Below are 16,057 nucleotides of genomic sequence, written 5' to 3'. Positions count from 1 at the left end.
CATAATAACATGAAAAAAGGTAGCAAATTAGCTTTATTCTCAGCTTTAATAGCTTTTACTGCATTCTCTTGCAGCAGCGATGAAAATACAGGATCTGAAAACGGAGGTGGAGTTGACACCGGTAAAACAAAATATATCATTACTGCAACTACAGGAGCTGTAGGTATCGCTGATTATTTGTTAACTACAGATGATGTTTCAACAGGATCAATAAGTACAATTGGTAACGGAATCGAACAAGACGGATCTTACCGTTACTACATTACAGCTCAAAACAACTTTTTTAGTTTATTATATGGACAAGGAAATCCTGGAGCTGTAACAACTTACAACTTGAGTGCAGAAGGAAAATTAGTTAAAAAATCTGATTTTCAGGCAGAAACTGTTCACGTTTTTGCAGCGGTAAACAAAGATATTTTAACAGTTAAGGTTCCAAGAAGCGGAGCTGCATCTATTGCAATGATGTACAAAATTGATGCTGAACAATCAATTATCACAGGTCAGGCACAACAAGATACTAAAATCCTTGCCGGAAACGGAGAAAGAGCTTTCTTTACATGGGCAACCCAAGTGGGCGATAAAGTATTTATGCCATACATGAGTATCAAAGGTGACGGAGTGGATAACTTTGGAACTGTAAATCCTGATAGTACATGGGTTGCGGTTTACAACTATCCTGAACTTAAATTAGAAAAAGTAATCAAAGATAACCGTACAAGTTATTTGGGAGCTTATTTTACAAACGGATTATTTCAGGATGAAAATGGGGATGCTTACGGTTTCTCTGGTGCAATTGCTACTAGTAACGCCGTTTTAGTATCTACAAAACCATCTGCAATTGTAAAAATCAAAAAAGGAACTACAGAGTTTGATCAGTCTTATTTCTTTAATGTTGAAGAAAAATCAGGAGGATATAAAATTTCTTCTACAAGTTATATTTCAAAAGGTAAATTTTTATTGTTGATGTACGGAAATGCAGGTAAAAATAACGGAGCTGTTAAATTGGCTGTAGCCGATGTTTACAACCAAACTTTTACATGGGTAACCAATGCGCCTGCAACATTAACATCTGCAACAAGCCGTTATAATATCACTACAGAAGATGGTAACTCTGCCATTATTGGTATCAATACTCCTGAAGGAAACTGGATCTATACAATCAACGGTACAACTGCGGTTGCTACAAGAGGTATGAAAGTAGAAGGCGGACAAATTACTGCTATTCAAAAATTAAAATATTAATTTTTTTTAAGCCGTGAACCTTTCCTGTAAAGGTTTGCGGCTTTTTTTTTATTTACCTTAATTATACGTATTAAAATATGTTTTCTTCTTCAAAACCAAATAAGAAAAAAAGTAAAAAATCGCTTTTTAAGCGCGTTATGGCCTGGCTGCATTTGTGGCTCGGATTAGCGTCTGGAATTATCGTAGTTATTGTCAGCCTTACAGGTTGTATTTATGTTTTTGAAAATGAAATCAAGGATTTTATCGAAGACTGGAGATTTGTAAAACCACAAGAACAAGCTTTTTTATTGCCCTCGCAACTGGTAACAATTGCAGATAAAACAATGAAAGGCAAACATGCCACAAGCGTAACTTTTGGAGGAAAGGAAGATGCCGCTATAGTGGGTTATTTTACTGAGAAAAAAGAAGGTAAAGGCAGAGACGGAAAAGCAGAACATAAAAAAGGAGAAGGTAAGGGAAGAAACCCAAACGATGTTGCTAAAAACGACAACCAAGAAGGTAAAGAAAAAAACAAAGTAAGAGGAAAAGACAAGGAAAAAGGTAAAGAAGAGAAATCAAAAAGAAGAAGAGGCGGTATTTTTACCAGTGTTTATATGAATCCTTACACAGGAGAAGTATTAAATATTAAATCTGTTTCAAGAAGTGAATCTCCTGATTTCTTTAGATTTATACTGAACGGACATCGTGCTTTGTGGCTGCCATACGATATTGGCCGACCAATTGTAGGTGTCGCGGTTTTGATTTTTGTGTTTTTATTGATTTCAGGTATCGTTTTGTGGTGGCCTACAAAATGGATTAAATCCATAAGAGATAAAAGTTTTAAAATCAAGTTTTCGGCTACTTTCAAACGCTTAAATTATGATTTACATAATGTATTGGGTTTTTATAGCATGATTTTTCTTTTGTTTATTTCGATGACGGGTTTAGTGTGGAGTTTTGGCTGGTGGAGTAAATCCTTATATTGGGTAACATCCGGAGGAAAGCCATTAACAGAAAACCGTGAATCTCCAAAATCTGATACAACGATTGTGAAAGCTTTTAATATTACGACAGTTGATAAAGTGTTATTAAATCTTTCCAAACAAAATCCTCAGGCGGCCGGAATTTTAGTAACTGTTCCGGATAAACCTGCAGATGCCATTGGAGCTTTTGTATACAAACAAAAAAATACTTTCTATAATATGGATCGTTATAGTTTTGATCAGCAAACTTTAAAGGAAATATCTATAAAAACGCCTTTTTCAGGAAAATATGTAGAGGCCAATATACCGGATAAAATTCGCAGAATGAATTATGATATTCACGTTGGAAGCGTACTTGGTCTTACAGGAAAATTTTTGGCTTTTTTCGCCAGTTTAATCTCAGCAAGTTTACCTATCACGGGTTTTATAATCTGGTGGGGAAAACAGAAATTCGGTAAAAAATCACCCGCAAAACCTAAAGTTGCTACTAAAGAAATTCCGGTTTCTAAACTAAAAAATAGAGCAGAAAAAGAATTAACTGCTTAGAATAATAATTAAATTGTTTTTTAATTTCTTTTTTTTTTTGATTAAAAAAGGCAAAACTTTATGAGTTTTGCCTTTTTGTATTTACCCAAAAATGTACGTAATGGGTTTATTTTGAGTATAAATGTTTTGCCACAGATTATAGGATTAAAAGATTTAAATCCAGTTAAAAATCAAAAAAAATCTGCTAAGTCTGCCAAATCTGCTTGAAAAAAAAAGACAGAATATATAATCGCAAAAGTAAATTGCTAATCTTTATCGAGCTACTTGTGGAGATCCCTCGTTTCTCGACAAAAATGCGTTTTTAATTTTTAATTCTTATACCCATTACTTTTAAGCCATTCTTCACAAGCTTTTGTCCAGAATTTGCTTGTATCATTTACGCCTAAACCAAAACCGTGACCTCCTTTTTCATATAAATGTAACTCGGCTGTAACTCCATTTTTTTTAAGTGCCAAATAATAATTAATGCTATTTTCAGGCAAAACAGCACCATCATCCGTAGCATGTATTAAAAAAGCAGGTGGAGTTTGTGCGGTAACCTTTTTTTCATTAGAAAAGGAATCAATATCCTGTTGTGAAGCGTTTTCGCCTAATAAACTAATTTGGGATCCTTTGTGTGTAATATCATTTTCCATAGAAATTACCGGATAAATCAGAAGTGAAAAATCGGGACGGGCACTTATTTTTGAACTGGTTTCATAAACCCTGTCATCATAATGCGTTGATAAAGTTGAAGCCAAATGTCCTCCGGCAGAAAATCCCATTACACCAATTTTATTAGGGTCAATATTCCATACCGCAGCATTTAGTCTTACAATTCGAATAGCTTCCTGCGCATCCTGCAATGGACCAACAGTTTTATTCGTCATAATTAAATTATTAGGCAATCTGTATTTTAAAACAAAAGCAACAATTCCCTGAGAGTTAAACCATTCAGCCACTTTAGTTCCTTCCTTATCAATGGCCAGATGTGTATATCCTCCGCCAGGAAAAATAACTACAGCCGTTTGATTTTGTTTGATTCCTTTTGGTAAAAAAACACTTAAAGTAGGGATAGAAACCTGACTTGTGCTTTGTACTTTTCCATCTTTAATATCTTCTTTTTCCTTATAATCAGGTGCTTTAATTTCTTGCGGAATCACTTTCCAAAGCGGGATAATCTGGTTTTGCGCTTGTGACAAATTGGTTATCCCTAAAATAAAAATCAGGCTTAAAAAGGAGTTTTTTACGATAAAGGCTGTTAATTTTTTCAATGTATAAAGTTTTAATAGATTATTATAAGGTGTTATTCAAATTTATATTTTTTTATTGATTAAAAGTGTTTAAGAATCCTTAAAAAGTATTATTTCGCTTTCGATAAGAATAGTTGTTATAAATTGATTTTGAAGTGCCGATTTTAGTACTATTTTGACACGTAAATCGGATGAATTTCACATCTACAGTTTTAACAAATATATTATTTAATGTGTAAATTTGGGTTCCTTTTTTTATATGAAATGTTTATTTATACCATCAAAATAATTTTTTATATAATTTATTTGGAATATTAAGATTAAGAACTATATTTGTGCAATCGATTACATTATTTGAAATTTTGTTGCACAGAGCGAAGTTATATGGTTCAGGATCAATACTTAGCCAAAACTCTATTTGTGAGATTAAAAATTTTAAATTTATAAACATTACTAGCCTAACCATTACATTATTATGAATCAAATCAAAAAAAACACCGGAAAGTATCGCTGGAGTATTTGTGCACTATTGTTTTTTGCAACAACTATCAATTACCTTGACAGACAGGTACTTTCTTTAACATGGAGTGATTTTATAGCTCCTGAATTTCACTGGACAAACAACGATTACGGGAATATCACAGCGCTATTTTCTATTTTTTATGCAGTTTCTCTTTTGTTTGCAGGAAGATTTGTGGATTGGTTAGATACTAAAAAAGGATTTCTTTGGGCTATCGGAATTTGGTCTGTAGGTGCGTGTTTGCATGCATTTTGCGGAATTGCAACTTCAGGAATCATAACCGGAAACTGGTTTGTAGGTTTTGAAGGTGCTAAAGAAATCATTAAAAATGTTAACGACACCGGAATGGTCATCAACGTAAGTGTAAGCTTATTTATTTTTGCCCGTTTTATTCTGGCAATTGGTGAAGCCGGAAATTTTCCTGCCGCTATCAAAACAACTGCTGAATATTTTCCTAAAAAAGACAGAGCATTTTCTACCAGTATTTTCAATGCTGGAGCAACCGTTGGAGCTTTGGCAGCGCCAATTTCGATTCCGTTTATAGCAAAATCATTTGGTTGGGAAATGGCTTTTATTATTATTGGAGCACTTGGTTTTGTTTGGATGGGATTTTGGGTTTTTATGTATGATAAACCAGAGAGACACCCAAGAGTTAGCGCCGAAGAATTAGAATATATACAACAAGATGATATTGCGGATGCTAAAATTGTAGGTTACATTCCTGAAACTACAACAAAGGTATCCTTTGTAGATTGTTTTAAATACAAACAAACCTGGGCTTTTGCCTTTGGTAAATTCATGACAGACGGTGTTTGGTGGTTCTTTTTATTCTGGACACCGGCTTATTTAAGTTCTGTTTACGGAATGGATTCTACACAAGCTGCTTTGCCTTTGTTTGTGCTTTATATGATTACGTTGCTTTCGATTATTGGAGGCTGGCTGCCAACTTATTTCGTAGAGAAAAAAGGAATGAATCCGTACGAAGGAAGAATGAGAGCGATGTTGATTTTTGCATTTTTTCCATTATTAGCATTAATTGCGCAGCCATTAGGATATATCAGTTACTGGATTCCGGTTATTATCATTGGTATCGCAGGAGCAGCACACCAATCATGGTCGGCTAATATTTTTACTACTGTTGGAGATATGTTTCCTAAAAAAGCAATTGCAACTATTACCGGAATCGGTGGTTTAGCAGGAGGCTTAGGTTCAACTTTAATTAATAAAGGATCAGGACTTTTATTTGATCACGCAAAAGAAACAGAAATGGTTTTTATGGGCTTTAAAGGAATTGAAGCCGGATATTTTATCATTTTCTCTATCTGCGCCGTTTGTTACCTAATTGGTTGGATCGTAATGAAAACATTAGTTCCTAAATACAGCCCTATTAAAAATCTTTAAATTACAATTTTTTAAAATTATATGCTATAGAATAACCAACTAACCTAACCAACCAAAACCTATGAATGAAGCTAATCAGGCGATTGGAAAATACCGCTGGACAATATGTAGTTTAGTGTTTTTTGCTACAACCGTAAATTATTTAGACAGAAATGTAATTAGTTACCTTCGACCTTTTTTAGCTGAGGCTTTTCATTGGACACCGGAACAGGAAGTTATAGATTACTCGAATATTGAATTAGCGTTTAAAATTGCCTATGCTCTAGGAATGCTGGTAGCGGGTGGAATTATAGATAAATTAGGAACTAAAATTGGTTACGCTATAGCAACAGGTTTATGGAGTTTGGCCGCAATTGGTCATGCATTAGCAACTGGAACAGGCGGGTTTTTAATTGCTCGTGTATTTTTAGGAATCACAGAAGCAGGAAATTTTCCTGCAGCGATTAAAGCTACAGCAGAATGGTTTCCACAGAAAGAAAGAGCTTTAGCTACTGGAATTTTCAACTCCGGAAGTAACATTGGAGCCATCATTGTACCGTTGACTGTGCCTTTTGTAGCAGAAAATTATGGTTGGCAATGGGCTTTTATTTTAACCGGAATTGTGGGTTTTGTCTGGTTGATATTGTGGTTTGTTTTTTATGAAATTCCCGAAAAACAAAAACGTTTATCTCAGGCCGAATTAGAATATATCAATTCAGATAAAGTAATTACAACTGAGGTCGAAGATACAGAAAAGGTATCATGGTTTAAATTACTAAGTTTTCGCCAAACCTGGGCTTTTGCCATCGGAAAATTATTGACAGATCCGGTATGGTGGTTTTACTTATTCTGGTTGCCCGATTTCTTAATGAAAGAATATAAACTTTCTGCAACAGGAATTATCTGGCCTTGCGCTTTAGTTTACGTTATTGGAAGTATCGGAAGTATTGGAGGCGGATGGCTGCCATTAAAATTAATAAATAAAGGCTGGCCGGCTTATAAAGCACGAAAAACAAGTATGCTGCTTTATGCCTTTGCAGTGTTGCCTGTATTGTTTTCTCAATATCTGGGATCAATAAGTATCTGGCTGGCTATTTTAGTTATTGGTTTGGCTGTTTCTGCACATCAGGCCTGGAGCGCTAATATCTTCACTACAGTATCAGATATGTTTCCTAAAAAGACAACTGCCTCAGTAACAGGAATTGGAGGAATGTTCGGAGCGCTTGGAGGAATTTTATTAACTTTAGTGATTCAAAAAAATATGTTTGTTTATTATACCAAACTTGGAAAAATAGAAACGGGATATTTTATTATGTTTTGCATCTGCGGAGCCTCTTATTTACTGGCGTGGCTGATCATGCATATTTTAGTTCCGAGGATGAAGAAAGTAGAAGTGTAAAATCAACACAAATAATTTTTCATTTGTATTATGATATTTGAAGATAAAAATATAATTTTGTGCAATCGATTACATTAAAATAAAAATTATGACAAAATATAGTTCAAGATACGCGTCAAGCCCAGAAGCTGTTAAACAATATGATACACAACAATTGAGAAATGAATTCTTAATTGATGATTTAATGCAGGAGAATGAAATTGTTTTAACGTACTCTCATTACGACCGTTATATTGCAGGTTCTGCAGTTCCTGTAAAAGATTTGACTCTTGAAACGATCGATCCGCTTAAAGCTGGATATTTTCTGGAAAGAAGAGAAATGGGAATTATCAATGTTGGCGGAAGCGGTTCTGTTTTGGTTGACGGAACATCTTATGAATTAGGTTTTAAAGATGCATTATACATTGGAAGCGGAAATAAAGAAGTGATCTTTAAAAGTGATGACAGCAAAAATCCGGCTAAATTTTATATTAATTCTGCTCCGGCACACACAACATATCCAACTGTAAAAGTAAGTTTGGAACAAGCCAATAAATTGCAGCTAGGAACAATGGAAACGGCAAATCACCGTACTGTAAACCAAATGATTATCGGTAGTGTTGTAACAACCTGCCAATTGCAAATGGGAATGACAGAGCTAAGACCTGGAAGCGTTTGGAACACCATGCCAGCGCACGTACACGATCGTAGAATGGAAGTGTATTTCTATTTGGATATTCCGGAAAATCAGGCGGTTTGTCATTTCATGGGACAACCTCAGGAAACAAGACATATCTGGATGAACAATCATCAGGCAGTAATTTCTCCGCCTTGGTCAATTCACTCAGGTTCAGGAACTTCAAATTATACTTTTATTTGGGGAATGGCCGGTGAAAATTTAGATTACGGAGATATGGATGTTTGTAAAATCACTGATTTAAGATAAGAATATGACAAACTTATTTGATATAAAAGGAAAAGTTGCCCTTATTACAGGAAGTACACACGGACTGGGAATGGCAATGGCAAAAGGTTTAGGACAGGCCGGCGCTACAATTGTAGTAAACGGAAATTCATCTCAACAAAAAATTGATGATGCTGTTGCTGAACTTAAAAGCGAAGGAATTAATGCGGTTGGTTATAAATTTAATGTAACCGAAGAACAAGAAGTTAAAACTGCCGTAGCTAAAATTGAAAGTGAAGTTGGACCAATAGATATTTTGATAAACAATGCTGGAATCATCAAAAGAATTCCGCTTATCGATATGGAAGTTGCCGATTTTAAAGAAGTAATTGATATTGATTTGGTTTCTCCTTTTATCGTTTCCAAACATGTTGCCAAAGGAATGATCGAAAGAAGACAAGGAAAGATCATCAACATTTGTTCGATGATGAGCGAATTGGGTCGTAACACAGTTGGTGCTTATGCTGCTGCAAAAGGCGGTTTAAAAATGCTGACTAAAAATATGGCGACAGAATGGGCAAAATACAATGTTCAGATCAACGGAATTGGACCTGGTTATTTTGCGACCGAACAAACAAAACCGATCAGAGTTGATGGACATCCGTTTAACGATTTTATCATTAGCAGAACTCCGGCTGCAAAATGGGGAGATCCGAGTGATTTAGCAGGAGCTGCGATATTTTTATCTTCTAAAGCAAGTGATTTTGTAAACGGTCATATTTTATTTGTTGATGGCGGAATTTTAGCCACAATTGGTAAACCATCAAACGAAGAATAATTCTCAATTATAATTAAAAAGACATGAGTGCTAAGACTTTCATAAACGATAATTTTTTACTTGAAAATAAATATGCTGAAGAGTTATATCACAATTACTCAAAAAATCAGCCAATTATAGATTACCACAATCACTTAAATCCGCAGTTTATTACCGAAGATAAAATCTTTGACAACATTACGCAGGTTTGGATCAACGGAGATCACTACAAATGGCGTGCAATGCGTACATTAGGAATCAACGAACAGTTTGTTACCGGAAATAGTTCTGATAAGGATAAATTCTTAAACTGGGGGAAAACCGTTCCGTACACGATGCGTAATCCTTTGTATCACTGGACACATTTAGAATTGGCACGTTATTTTGATATTTATGATTTACTGAATGAAAAATCAGCAGAGAAAATTTATATCGAAACTTCAGAAAAAATAAATTCTCAAGCATACAGCACACAAAACTTGCTTAAAAAAGTAAACGCTGAATTAGTTTGTACTACCGAAGATCCAATTGATACTTTAGAGTTTCACCAGAAACTGGCTAAAAACCCAATTGGAACAAAAATGAGTACAGCGTTCAGACCCGATAAAGCTATCCTTATTTCAAATGATGGCTATAACGCATATCTGGATACGTTGGGGGACGTATCCGGAATTGCGATTAATACCTACACAGATTTATGCGCTGCATTAAGAAAAAGAATCGAATTCTTTAATCAAAATGGCTGTAAATTAAGCGATCACGGTTTAGATCAGATTTATTTTGAAAACTTTACAGAAAGCGAAATAAACTCCATTTTCAAAAAGAAAAGAGAAAACCAAACGATAACTCCTGAGGAAGCTTTGAAATTCCAAAGTGCTATTTTATTGTTTTTATCTGAAACTTATCATGAATTTGGCTGGGTTCAGCAATTTCACTTAGGTGCTTTAAGAAACAATAATGCGCGTATGCACAGAATTTTAGGACCTGATACAGGTTGGGATTCTATTGGAGATTATCCACAGGCACAAAAACTGTCTTCGTTTTTAAATGCACTTGACAGCAAAGATAAATTGACAAAAACAATTATTTATAATCTAAATCCGGCTGATAACGAAGTTATGGCTACAATGATTGGAAATTTCAACGACGGAAGCGTTAGAGGAAAAGTTCAGTTTGGTTCAGGATGGTGGTTTTTAGATCAGAAAGACGGAATGACAAAGCAATTAAATGCCCTTTCAAACATGGGATTAATTAGCTGTTTTGTTGGAATGTTAACAGATTCAAGAAGCTTTTTATCTTTCCCAAGACATGAATATTTCAGACGTATTTTATGTAATCTTTTAGGAGATGAAATACAAAGAGGTGAACTTCCTGCAGATATGGAGTGGATTGGAAAACTGGTTGCTGATATTTCATACAACAACGCGAAAGAGTATTTTAAATTTTAATTGAGAAGATAGAATATAGAGAATAGAATATAGAAGCAAGAAGAAAGAGTTTATACTATACGATGTTACGTTTGATTAATCTCAAAACTTTATTTTCTTAATCTCTTAATGGTAAAAACAAAACCTTTTACTTGGTAAAATAATAAAATAATATGAGTAAAATAGTTGCATTCGGTGAAATCATGTTACGTCTTTCGACAGAGCGACACCTGCGTTTTGCACAATCTACAGCATTTGGAGCTACTTATGGAGGTGGTGAGTTTAATGTTTGTGTGTCTTTGGCAAATTATGGCTTAAATGCAGAGTTTGTAACAAGATTGCCTGAAAACGAAATTGGCGGATCAGCGCTCAGAGAAATACGAAAAATGAACGTTGAATCTAAAAATATCATTTTTGGAGGAGAGCGTTTAGGAATCTATTTTCTGGAAACAGGTGCCGGAACAAGGGGAAGTAACGTTGTTTACGACCGTGCGCACAGCTCAATGGCAACTATTAAAAAAGGTCTTATTGACTGGGAAAAAGTTCTGGAAGGTGCTGATTGGTTTCATTGGAGCGGAATTACACCTGCAATTTCTCAGAGCGCTGCAGAAGCTTGTTTAGAAGCGATTAAAGTGGCGCACAAAATGGGAATCAAGATTTCATGCGACTTAAATTACAGATCAAAATTGTGGCAATATGGCAAAGCGCCAAGCGATGTTATGCCAGAAATGTTACAGTACAGTAATGTTATTTTGGGAGATATTGATACGGCGTATTTCATGATGGGAATTCCGAAAGTAAACCCAAATTATCAGGATGAAAAATCGCTTCCGGTTTTATACACGAAGTTATTTGATTTGATTCCGAATTTGAAAACCGTTGCGACAACATTACGTTATTCTGTAAGTGCATCGCATCAAAGAATAGGCGGAGTTTTATTTGACGGTAAAGCCATTTACCACGCTGCTGTAAAAGAGGTAACTCCGGTTGTAGACAGAGTAGGAAGTGGAGACGCTTTTATGGGCGGATTGATTTATGGATTGTTACAATATCAAAATAATAATCAAAAAGCATTGGATTTTGCAGTGGCAGCTTGTTGCTTAAAACACACCATTGCCGGCGATTACAATTTGGTTACGTTAAAAGAAGTTGAAAACATGCTTGGTGGTGATTCTGCGGGATTAGTATCAAGATAAAAAATAAAGAAATGGCAAAATATTCAAGAATTGAAGTAGCACAGCAAATGAAAGATAACGGAATGGTTCCGCTATTTTTTCATTCAGATATTGAAATCAGTAAAAAAGTACTAAAAGCCTGTTATGATGGGGGTTCGAGATTAATGGAATTTACCAGCAGAGGCGATTTTGCTCATGAAGTTTTTGGTGCTTTAAATAAATATGCTTTGGCTGAATTGCCAGGGATGATGTTAGGAGTTGGTTCTGTAACTGATGCCGCTTCAGCTTCCTTGTATATGAGTTTAGGTGCTAATTTTATTGTTACACCGGTTTTTAGAGAAGATATTGCAATTGCCTGTAATCGCCGTAAAGTATTGTGGTCGCCAGGTTGCGGAACGCTTTCTGAAATTGCAAGAGCTGAAGAATTAGGTTGCGAAATTGTAAAATTATTTCCAGCTGATATTTACGGACCGGAGTTTATTAAAGCGATAAAAGGACCTTGCCCGTGGACGAATATTATGCCAACCGGAGGTGTTTATCCAACAGTGGAGAGTTTGTCTTCATGGTTGAACGCAGGAGCAACATGTGTAGGTCTTGGGTCACAATTAATTTCAAAAGATATATTAGATAAAAATGACTTTGACGGCTTAAAAAATAAAGTGAGTCAGGTTTTGGATATCATCAAAAATATTAAAAATAAATAAGGAGTAATCATACCGATTCCTTATTTGAATTGCAGTTTTTTTTAGATTTTAACGTTTTGTAATAGAGCATTACGCTTGCTAAATACAGCTTGTCACTCCTCACAGCAAATTGTATTTTACTCTTACAAGTGTAATGTTTCTTTTACAATTAAAAGAGAAACTTCTATAAAAATAATAAGGTATTTAGTGGTTATTTATAACACTTTAAGAATTTAAAATGAAACAGTTAAACAGAAAAAATACAGGATTAGAAAAATTAAATCCAATTAAGGTTGTCCAGTTTGGAGAAGGGAATTTCTTAAGAGCTTTTGTTGATTACGCTTTTCACAAACTAAATAAAGAAGTTGATTTTAATGCTGGTATTGCAATGGTTCAGCCTTTGAAAGACGGTATGGTAAATATGATAAATGATCAGGACGGTCTTTATACTTTATTTATGAACGGTATTAAAAAAGGTGAAAAAATACAAGATATTGAGTTAATCACTAATATTGTAAAAGCAATAAATCCGTATACTGAATTTGCAGATTATTTAGCTTTAGCGAAAGAAGAAGAACTTCAGTTTATTGTTTCAAATACTACTGAAGCCGGAATTGAATTCATTGAAAGCGATACTCCGGATATGCAGCCGCCAGTTTCATTTCCTGCAAAATTGACTGTTTTACTATATGAAAGATTCAAACATTTTAATGGAGATGCATCTAAAGCTGTAACAATCATTCCTTGCGAATTGATTGATTATAACTCAGAAACGCTGAAAAAATATATTTTGCAATATGTTGATTTATGGAAATTAGAGGATGCATTTAAAACTTGGGTATCAGATGCTTGTACGTATCACAGTACTTTGGTTGACAGAATTGTTCCGGGATATCCAAGAGCTGAAATTGAAGAATACAATAATAAATTAGATTATCAGGACAATTTAATTGTTGCTGCAGAACCTTTTTTCCTTTGGGCTATTGAAGGTGGTGACGATTTAAAAGCAAAATTGCCTTTTCATAAAACAGATTTGAATGTAAAAATCGTTGATGATATACGCCCTTTTAAAATGATTAAAGTTCGTATTCTAAACGGTGCACACACGGCAATGGTTCCTTTTTCGCTTTTGTACGGTAACAAATTAGTAATGGAAACTGTTGACGGAGATTTCACTGGAAAATTTGTAGACGGCGTTATTAGTGAAATTAGTGAAACGCTTGATATGGACAAAAATGAAATTACAGCCTATTCAGAAGAGGTAATGGACCGATTTAAAAATCCATTTATCAAACATGCATTGGCTGATATTGCATTAAATTCTATCTCAAAATTCAAGGTAAGAGTTTTACCTAGTTTATTAGGATATTATAATACTAATAAAAAATTGCCGGTTAATTTGACTTTTTCATTAGCGAGTTTGATTCAGTTCTACAAAGGAACCTGGAATAACGAAACGTTACCTGTAAAAGATTCTCCAGAGATAGTGGAAGCATTTAAAAACGCATGGCAATTAGGATCTGCAGATTTAGTTGTAGCTAAAGTATTAGCGAACACTGAATTCTGGGGAGAAGATTTAAGTAAAATTGAAGGTTTATCTAAAGCTTTAGTATTGGCCTTAAATGAAATTGAAGAAAACGGAATAGAAAAAGGTTTTGCTAATTTTAGCAAACAATATTAATTGAAATAGTTTTTAGATTCTAAGATACTAAGTTCTTAAGTTTTTGGAACAGATCTTAGCAGCTTAGCAGCTTAGTATCTTAGAGACTTAGCAACTTTAAAAAATAACAATCATGCAAAAGAAATTAATAAAAGTAAACCCTTCAGATAATGTTGCAGTAGCATTAGTGAATCTTGCAGCCGGAGAAGTGATTAACTTTGAAGGACAAGATGTTACTGTCGAGTCTGATGTGAAAATGAAGCATAAAATTGCAATGGTTCCTTTTAATGTAGGAGACAGAATTATTATGTATGGTGTTTTAGTGGGAAAAGCTAGTGCCAGAATCGAAAAAGGCGGATTGCTTTCTACAGCTAATGTAAAACATGAAAGTGATAAAGTAACGGGTAAAACAGAAACTATTGGCTGGAATTCTCCAAATATAGACAAGTGGAAAGACAGAACGTGGCAGGGCTATCACCGTGAAGACGGACAGGTAGGAACTGAAAATGTTTGGTTGTTTTTTCCGTTGGTTTTTTGTGAAAACAGAAACATCGAAATCCTAAAAGATATCTTCGAGAAAGAATTGATGAAACCAAAAGAAAACGATTATCAATTGTTATTGCGTTCTTTGGTTAAAACAGAAACAGGTGGTGCAGGAAATGAAGCAGCTTCAAACGATGCTAATTTATTCAATAATATCGAAGTAAAATTCATCACACACCAAGGTGGATGTGGTGGAATTCGTCAGGATTCGCATAGTCTGGCTAAGTTATTGGCTGGTTATGTAAACAATCCAAACGTTGCGGGAGCTACGGTTTTGAGTTTAGGATGTCAGAATCTTCAAATTCAGATCTTCAAAGATGCTTTAGATGCTATTAATCCAAATAGTAAAAAACCTGTTTTAATCTACGATCAACAGCAAATTGGTACTATTGAAGCAATGTTGAGCAGTGTTGTAAAAGATACTTTCGAAGCCATTAAAAAAGCAAACGAAATAAAAAGAGAGCCAGCTCCTTTGTCTAAATTAAGAATTGGTTTAGAGTGTGGTGGTTCTGATGGATTCTCCGGAATTTCAGCTAACCCAACTTTAGGAGTATTATCTGATCATTTAGTGGCTTTAGGAGGAACTACCATTCTTTCTGAATTTCCTGAATTATGTGGAGTAGAACAGGAATTAGTTAACCGTTGTGTAGATGATAAAGACGGAAAACGTTTCTTAGACTTAATGCAATGGTACGAAAAAACAGTTGTAGATGCAGGTTCAGGATTTGATATGAATCCATCTCCGGGTAACATTAAAGACGGTTTAATTACAGATGCAATGAAATCGGCTGGTGCTGCTAAAAAAGGAGGTACTTCACCAATTGTAGGGGTTTACGATTATGGAGAATATATTAATGAAGCAGGTTTTACATTGTTATGTACGCCAGGAAATGACGTTGAATGTACAACTGCGATGGTTGGTTCGGGTGCCAATATGGTATTGTTTACAACAGGTTTAGGAACTCCAACAGGAAATCCAATTGCACCGGTTGTAAAAATTTCATCTAACACCGAATTGGCTAAAAAGATGTCAGACATTATCGATATTGACACTGGTGGAATCATCACCGGAGAAAAATCAATCGATGAAATGGCTGACGAAATGCTTGAATTTATTATCGATGTGGCTAGCGGTACTGTAAAAACCAAAGCTGCAATTTTAAACCAAAACGACTTTATTCCTTGGAAAAGAGGAGTTTCTTTGTAGGTTGAAATTTGTCACCATATAAGTAATATAAGTTCATATTATATACTATACTTAATAAAAAGGCAGCTCATAAAGGGCTGCCTTTTGGCTTTTAGATCTCACCATATAAGTTATATAAGTCCATTTTAGTACTGTTCTTATTATTTGTGCAGTTTGCAAAATCTGCTACATTTAGCAAAGTAATCGTAAAGTTTGTCATTTCGACGCAGGAGAAATCTCCGCGAGAAGCTCTACAAAGATTGGCGATTATAATTGCGGAGTTACTTGTGGAGATTTCTCCTTCGTCCTTTAGATTTGTTTTTTGAAATTTGATTAGATTTATGATTGAGAAAGGAAGCCAAGGTAAACTATTCGTTCGTCCGAGTTCATGACTCATATTTC

13 protein-coding genes are annotated in these 16,057 nt (G+C 34.8%); 11 read left to right on the top strand and 2 right to left on the bottom strand.

Annotated elements, in window-relative coordinates:
- Nucleotides 1-9: 9 nt before the first annotated feature.
- Together SD960_RS18435 and SD960_RS18430 are read left to right on the top strand one after the other, a co-directional pair.
- Complete coding sequence (locus SD960_RS18435; protein ID WP_318805215.1) at nucleotides 10-1,242, top strand: DUF4374 domain-containing protein; 1,233 nt, start codon at nucleotides 10-12, stop codon at nucleotides 1,240-1,242.
- Between the two features lie 77 nt (nucleotides 1,243-1,319).
- On the top strand, nucleotides 1,320-2,750 hold the full coding sequence (locus tag SD960_RS18430) for a PepSY-associated TM helix domain-containing protein (protein ID WP_318805214.1): 1,431 nt from the start codon (nucleotides 1,320-1,322) through the stop codon (nucleotides 2,748-2,750).
- Nucleotides 2,751-3,058: 308 nt separating this feature from the next.
- On the opposite strand, the gene SD960_RS18425 is transcribed toward SD960_RS18430, so the two are convergent.
- Nucleotides 3,059-4,003, bottom strand: coding sequence for an alpha/beta hydrolase (locus SD960_RS18425; protein WP_318805213.1), 945 nt, complete (start codon nucleotides 4,001-4,003; stop codon nucleotides 3,059-3,061).
- Nucleotides 4,004-4,457: 454 nt separating this feature from the next.
- Here SD960_RS18425 and SD960_RS18420 point away from each other — a divergent pair, with 454 nt between their 5' ends.
- The 9 genes from SD960_RS18420 (at nucleotide 4,458) to SD960_RS18380 (ending at nucleotide 15,676) form a co-directional block, all read left to right on the top strand.
- Nucleotides 4,458-5,903, top strand: coding sequence for an MFS transporter (locus tag SD960_RS18420; RefSeq protein ID WP_318805212.1), 1,446 nt, complete (start codon nucleotides 4,458-4,460; stop codon nucleotides 5,901-5,903).
- A 61-nt stretch (nucleotides 5,904-5,964) separates the two neighbouring features.
- Nucleotides 5,965-7,281, top strand: coding sequence for an MFS transporter (locus tag SD960_RS18415; RefSeq protein WP_318805211.1), 1,317 nt, complete (start codon nucleotides 5,965-5,967; stop codon nucleotides 7,279-7,281).
- Between the two features lie 88 nt (nucleotides 7,282-7,369).
- A complete protein-coding gene (gene kduI / locus SD960_RS18410; protein ID WP_082036969.1) occupies nucleotides 7,370-8,206 on the top strand; it encodes a 5-dehydro-4-deoxy-D-glucuronate isomerase in 837 nt (278 codons plus the stop codon).
- Nucleotides 8,207-8,210: 4 nt separating this feature from the next.
- On the top strand, nucleotides 8,211-9,002 hold the full coding sequence (locus SD960_RS18405) for a gluconate 5-dehydrogenase (RefSeq protein WP_318805209.1): 792 nt from the start codon (nucleotides 8,211-8,213) through the stop codon (nucleotides 9,000-9,002).
- Between the two features lie 23 nt (nucleotides 9,003-9,025).
- Nucleotides 9,026-10,429, top strand: a complete 1,404-nt coding sequence (uxaC, locus tag SD960_RS18400) for a glucuronate isomerase (RefSeq protein WP_318805208.1) — start codon at nucleotides 9,026-9,028, stop codon at nucleotides 10,427-10,429.
- Nucleotides 10,430-10,581: 152 nt separating this feature from the next.
- The gene (locus tag SD960_RS18395; protein WP_318805207.1) at nucleotides 10,582-11,604 is read left to right on the top strand and encodes a sugar kinase; all 1,023 of its coding nucleotides are present in this window, start codon (nucleotides 10,582-10,584) and stop codon (nucleotides 11,602-11,604) included.
- An 11-nt stretch (nucleotides 11,605-11,615) separates the two neighbouring features.
- A complete protein-coding gene (locus SD960_RS18390) occupies nucleotides 11,616-12,287 on the top strand; it encodes a bifunctional 4-hydroxy-2-oxoglutarate aldolase/2-dehydro-3-deoxy-phosphogluconate aldolase (protein ID WP_318805206.1) in 672 nt (223 codons plus the stop codon).
- 217 nt (nucleotides 12,288-12,504) lie between these two features.
- Nucleotides 12,505-13,947, top strand: a complete 1,443-nt coding sequence (locus SD960_RS18385) for a tagaturonate reductase (RefSeq protein ID WP_318805205.1) — start codon at nucleotides 12,505-12,507, stop codon at nucleotides 13,945-13,947.
- A 112-nt stretch (nucleotides 13,948-14,059) separates the two neighbouring features.
- Entirely contained in the window at nucleotides 14,060-15,676 is a 1,617-nt protein-coding gene (locus tag SD960_RS18380; RefSeq protein WP_318805204.1) for an altronate dehydratase family protein, read from the top strand.
- A 91-nt stretch (nucleotides 15,677-15,767) separates the two neighbouring features.
- Here the strand turns inward: SD960_RS18380 and SD960_RS18375 are convergent.
- Nucleotides 15,768-16,057: hypothetical protein (locus SD960_RS18375; protein ID WP_318805203.1), on the bottom strand; the 290-nt coding region annotated here is incomplete at its 5' end.

It is taken from the genome of Flavobacterium sp. MMLR14_040, assembly GCF_033657265.1.
Classification (GTDB): domain Bacteria; phylum Bacteroidota; class Bacteroidia; order Flavobacteriales; family Flavobacteriaceae; genus Flavobacterium.
The sequence above is the reverse complement of the archived record's forward strand: the minus strand, read 5'-3'. Positions and strand labels throughout refer to the sequence as shown.

Coding starts and splice junctions, on each gene's coding strand:
- SD960_RS18435 (WP_318805215.1), top strand. CDS start 10: ATGAAAAAAGGTAGCAAATTAGCTTTATTCTCAGCTTTAATAGCTTTT.
- SD960_RS18430 (WP_318805214.1), top strand. CDS start 1,320: ATGTTTTCTTCTTCAAAACCAAATAAGAAAAAAAGTAAAAAATCGCTT.
- SD960_RS18420 (WP_318805212.1), top strand. CDS start 4,458: ATGAATCAAATCAAAAAAAACACCGGAAAGTATCGCTGGAGTATTTGT.
- SD960_RS18415 (WP_318805211.1), top strand. CDS start 5,965: ATGAATGAAGCTAATCAGGCGATTGGAAAATACCGCTGGACAATATGT.
- kduI (WP_082036969.1), top strand. CDS start 7,370: ATGACAAAATATAGTTCAAGATACGCGTCAAGCCCAGAAGCTGTTAAA.
- SD960_RS18405 (WP_318805209.1), top strand. CDS start 8,211: ATGACAAACTTATTTGATATAAAAGGAAAAGTTGCCCTTATTACAGGA.
- uxaC (WP_318805208.1), top strand. CDS start 9,026: ATGAGTGCTAAGACTTTCATAAACGATAATTTTTTACTTGAAAATAAA.
- SD960_RS18395 (WP_318805207.1), top strand. CDS start 10,582: ATGAGTAAAATAGTTGCATTCGGTGAAATCATGTTACGTCTTTCGACA.
- SD960_RS18390 (WP_318805206.1), top strand. CDS start 11,616: ATGGCAAAATATTCAAGAATTGAAGTAGCACAGCAAATGAAAGATAAC.
- SD960_RS18385 (WP_318805205.1), top strand. CDS start 12,505: ATGAAACAGTTAAACAGAAAAAATACAGGATTAGAAAAATTAAATCCA.
- SD960_RS18380 (WP_318805204.1), top strand. CDS start 14,060: ATGCAAAAGAAATTAATAAAAGTAAACCCTTCAGATAATGTTGCAGTA.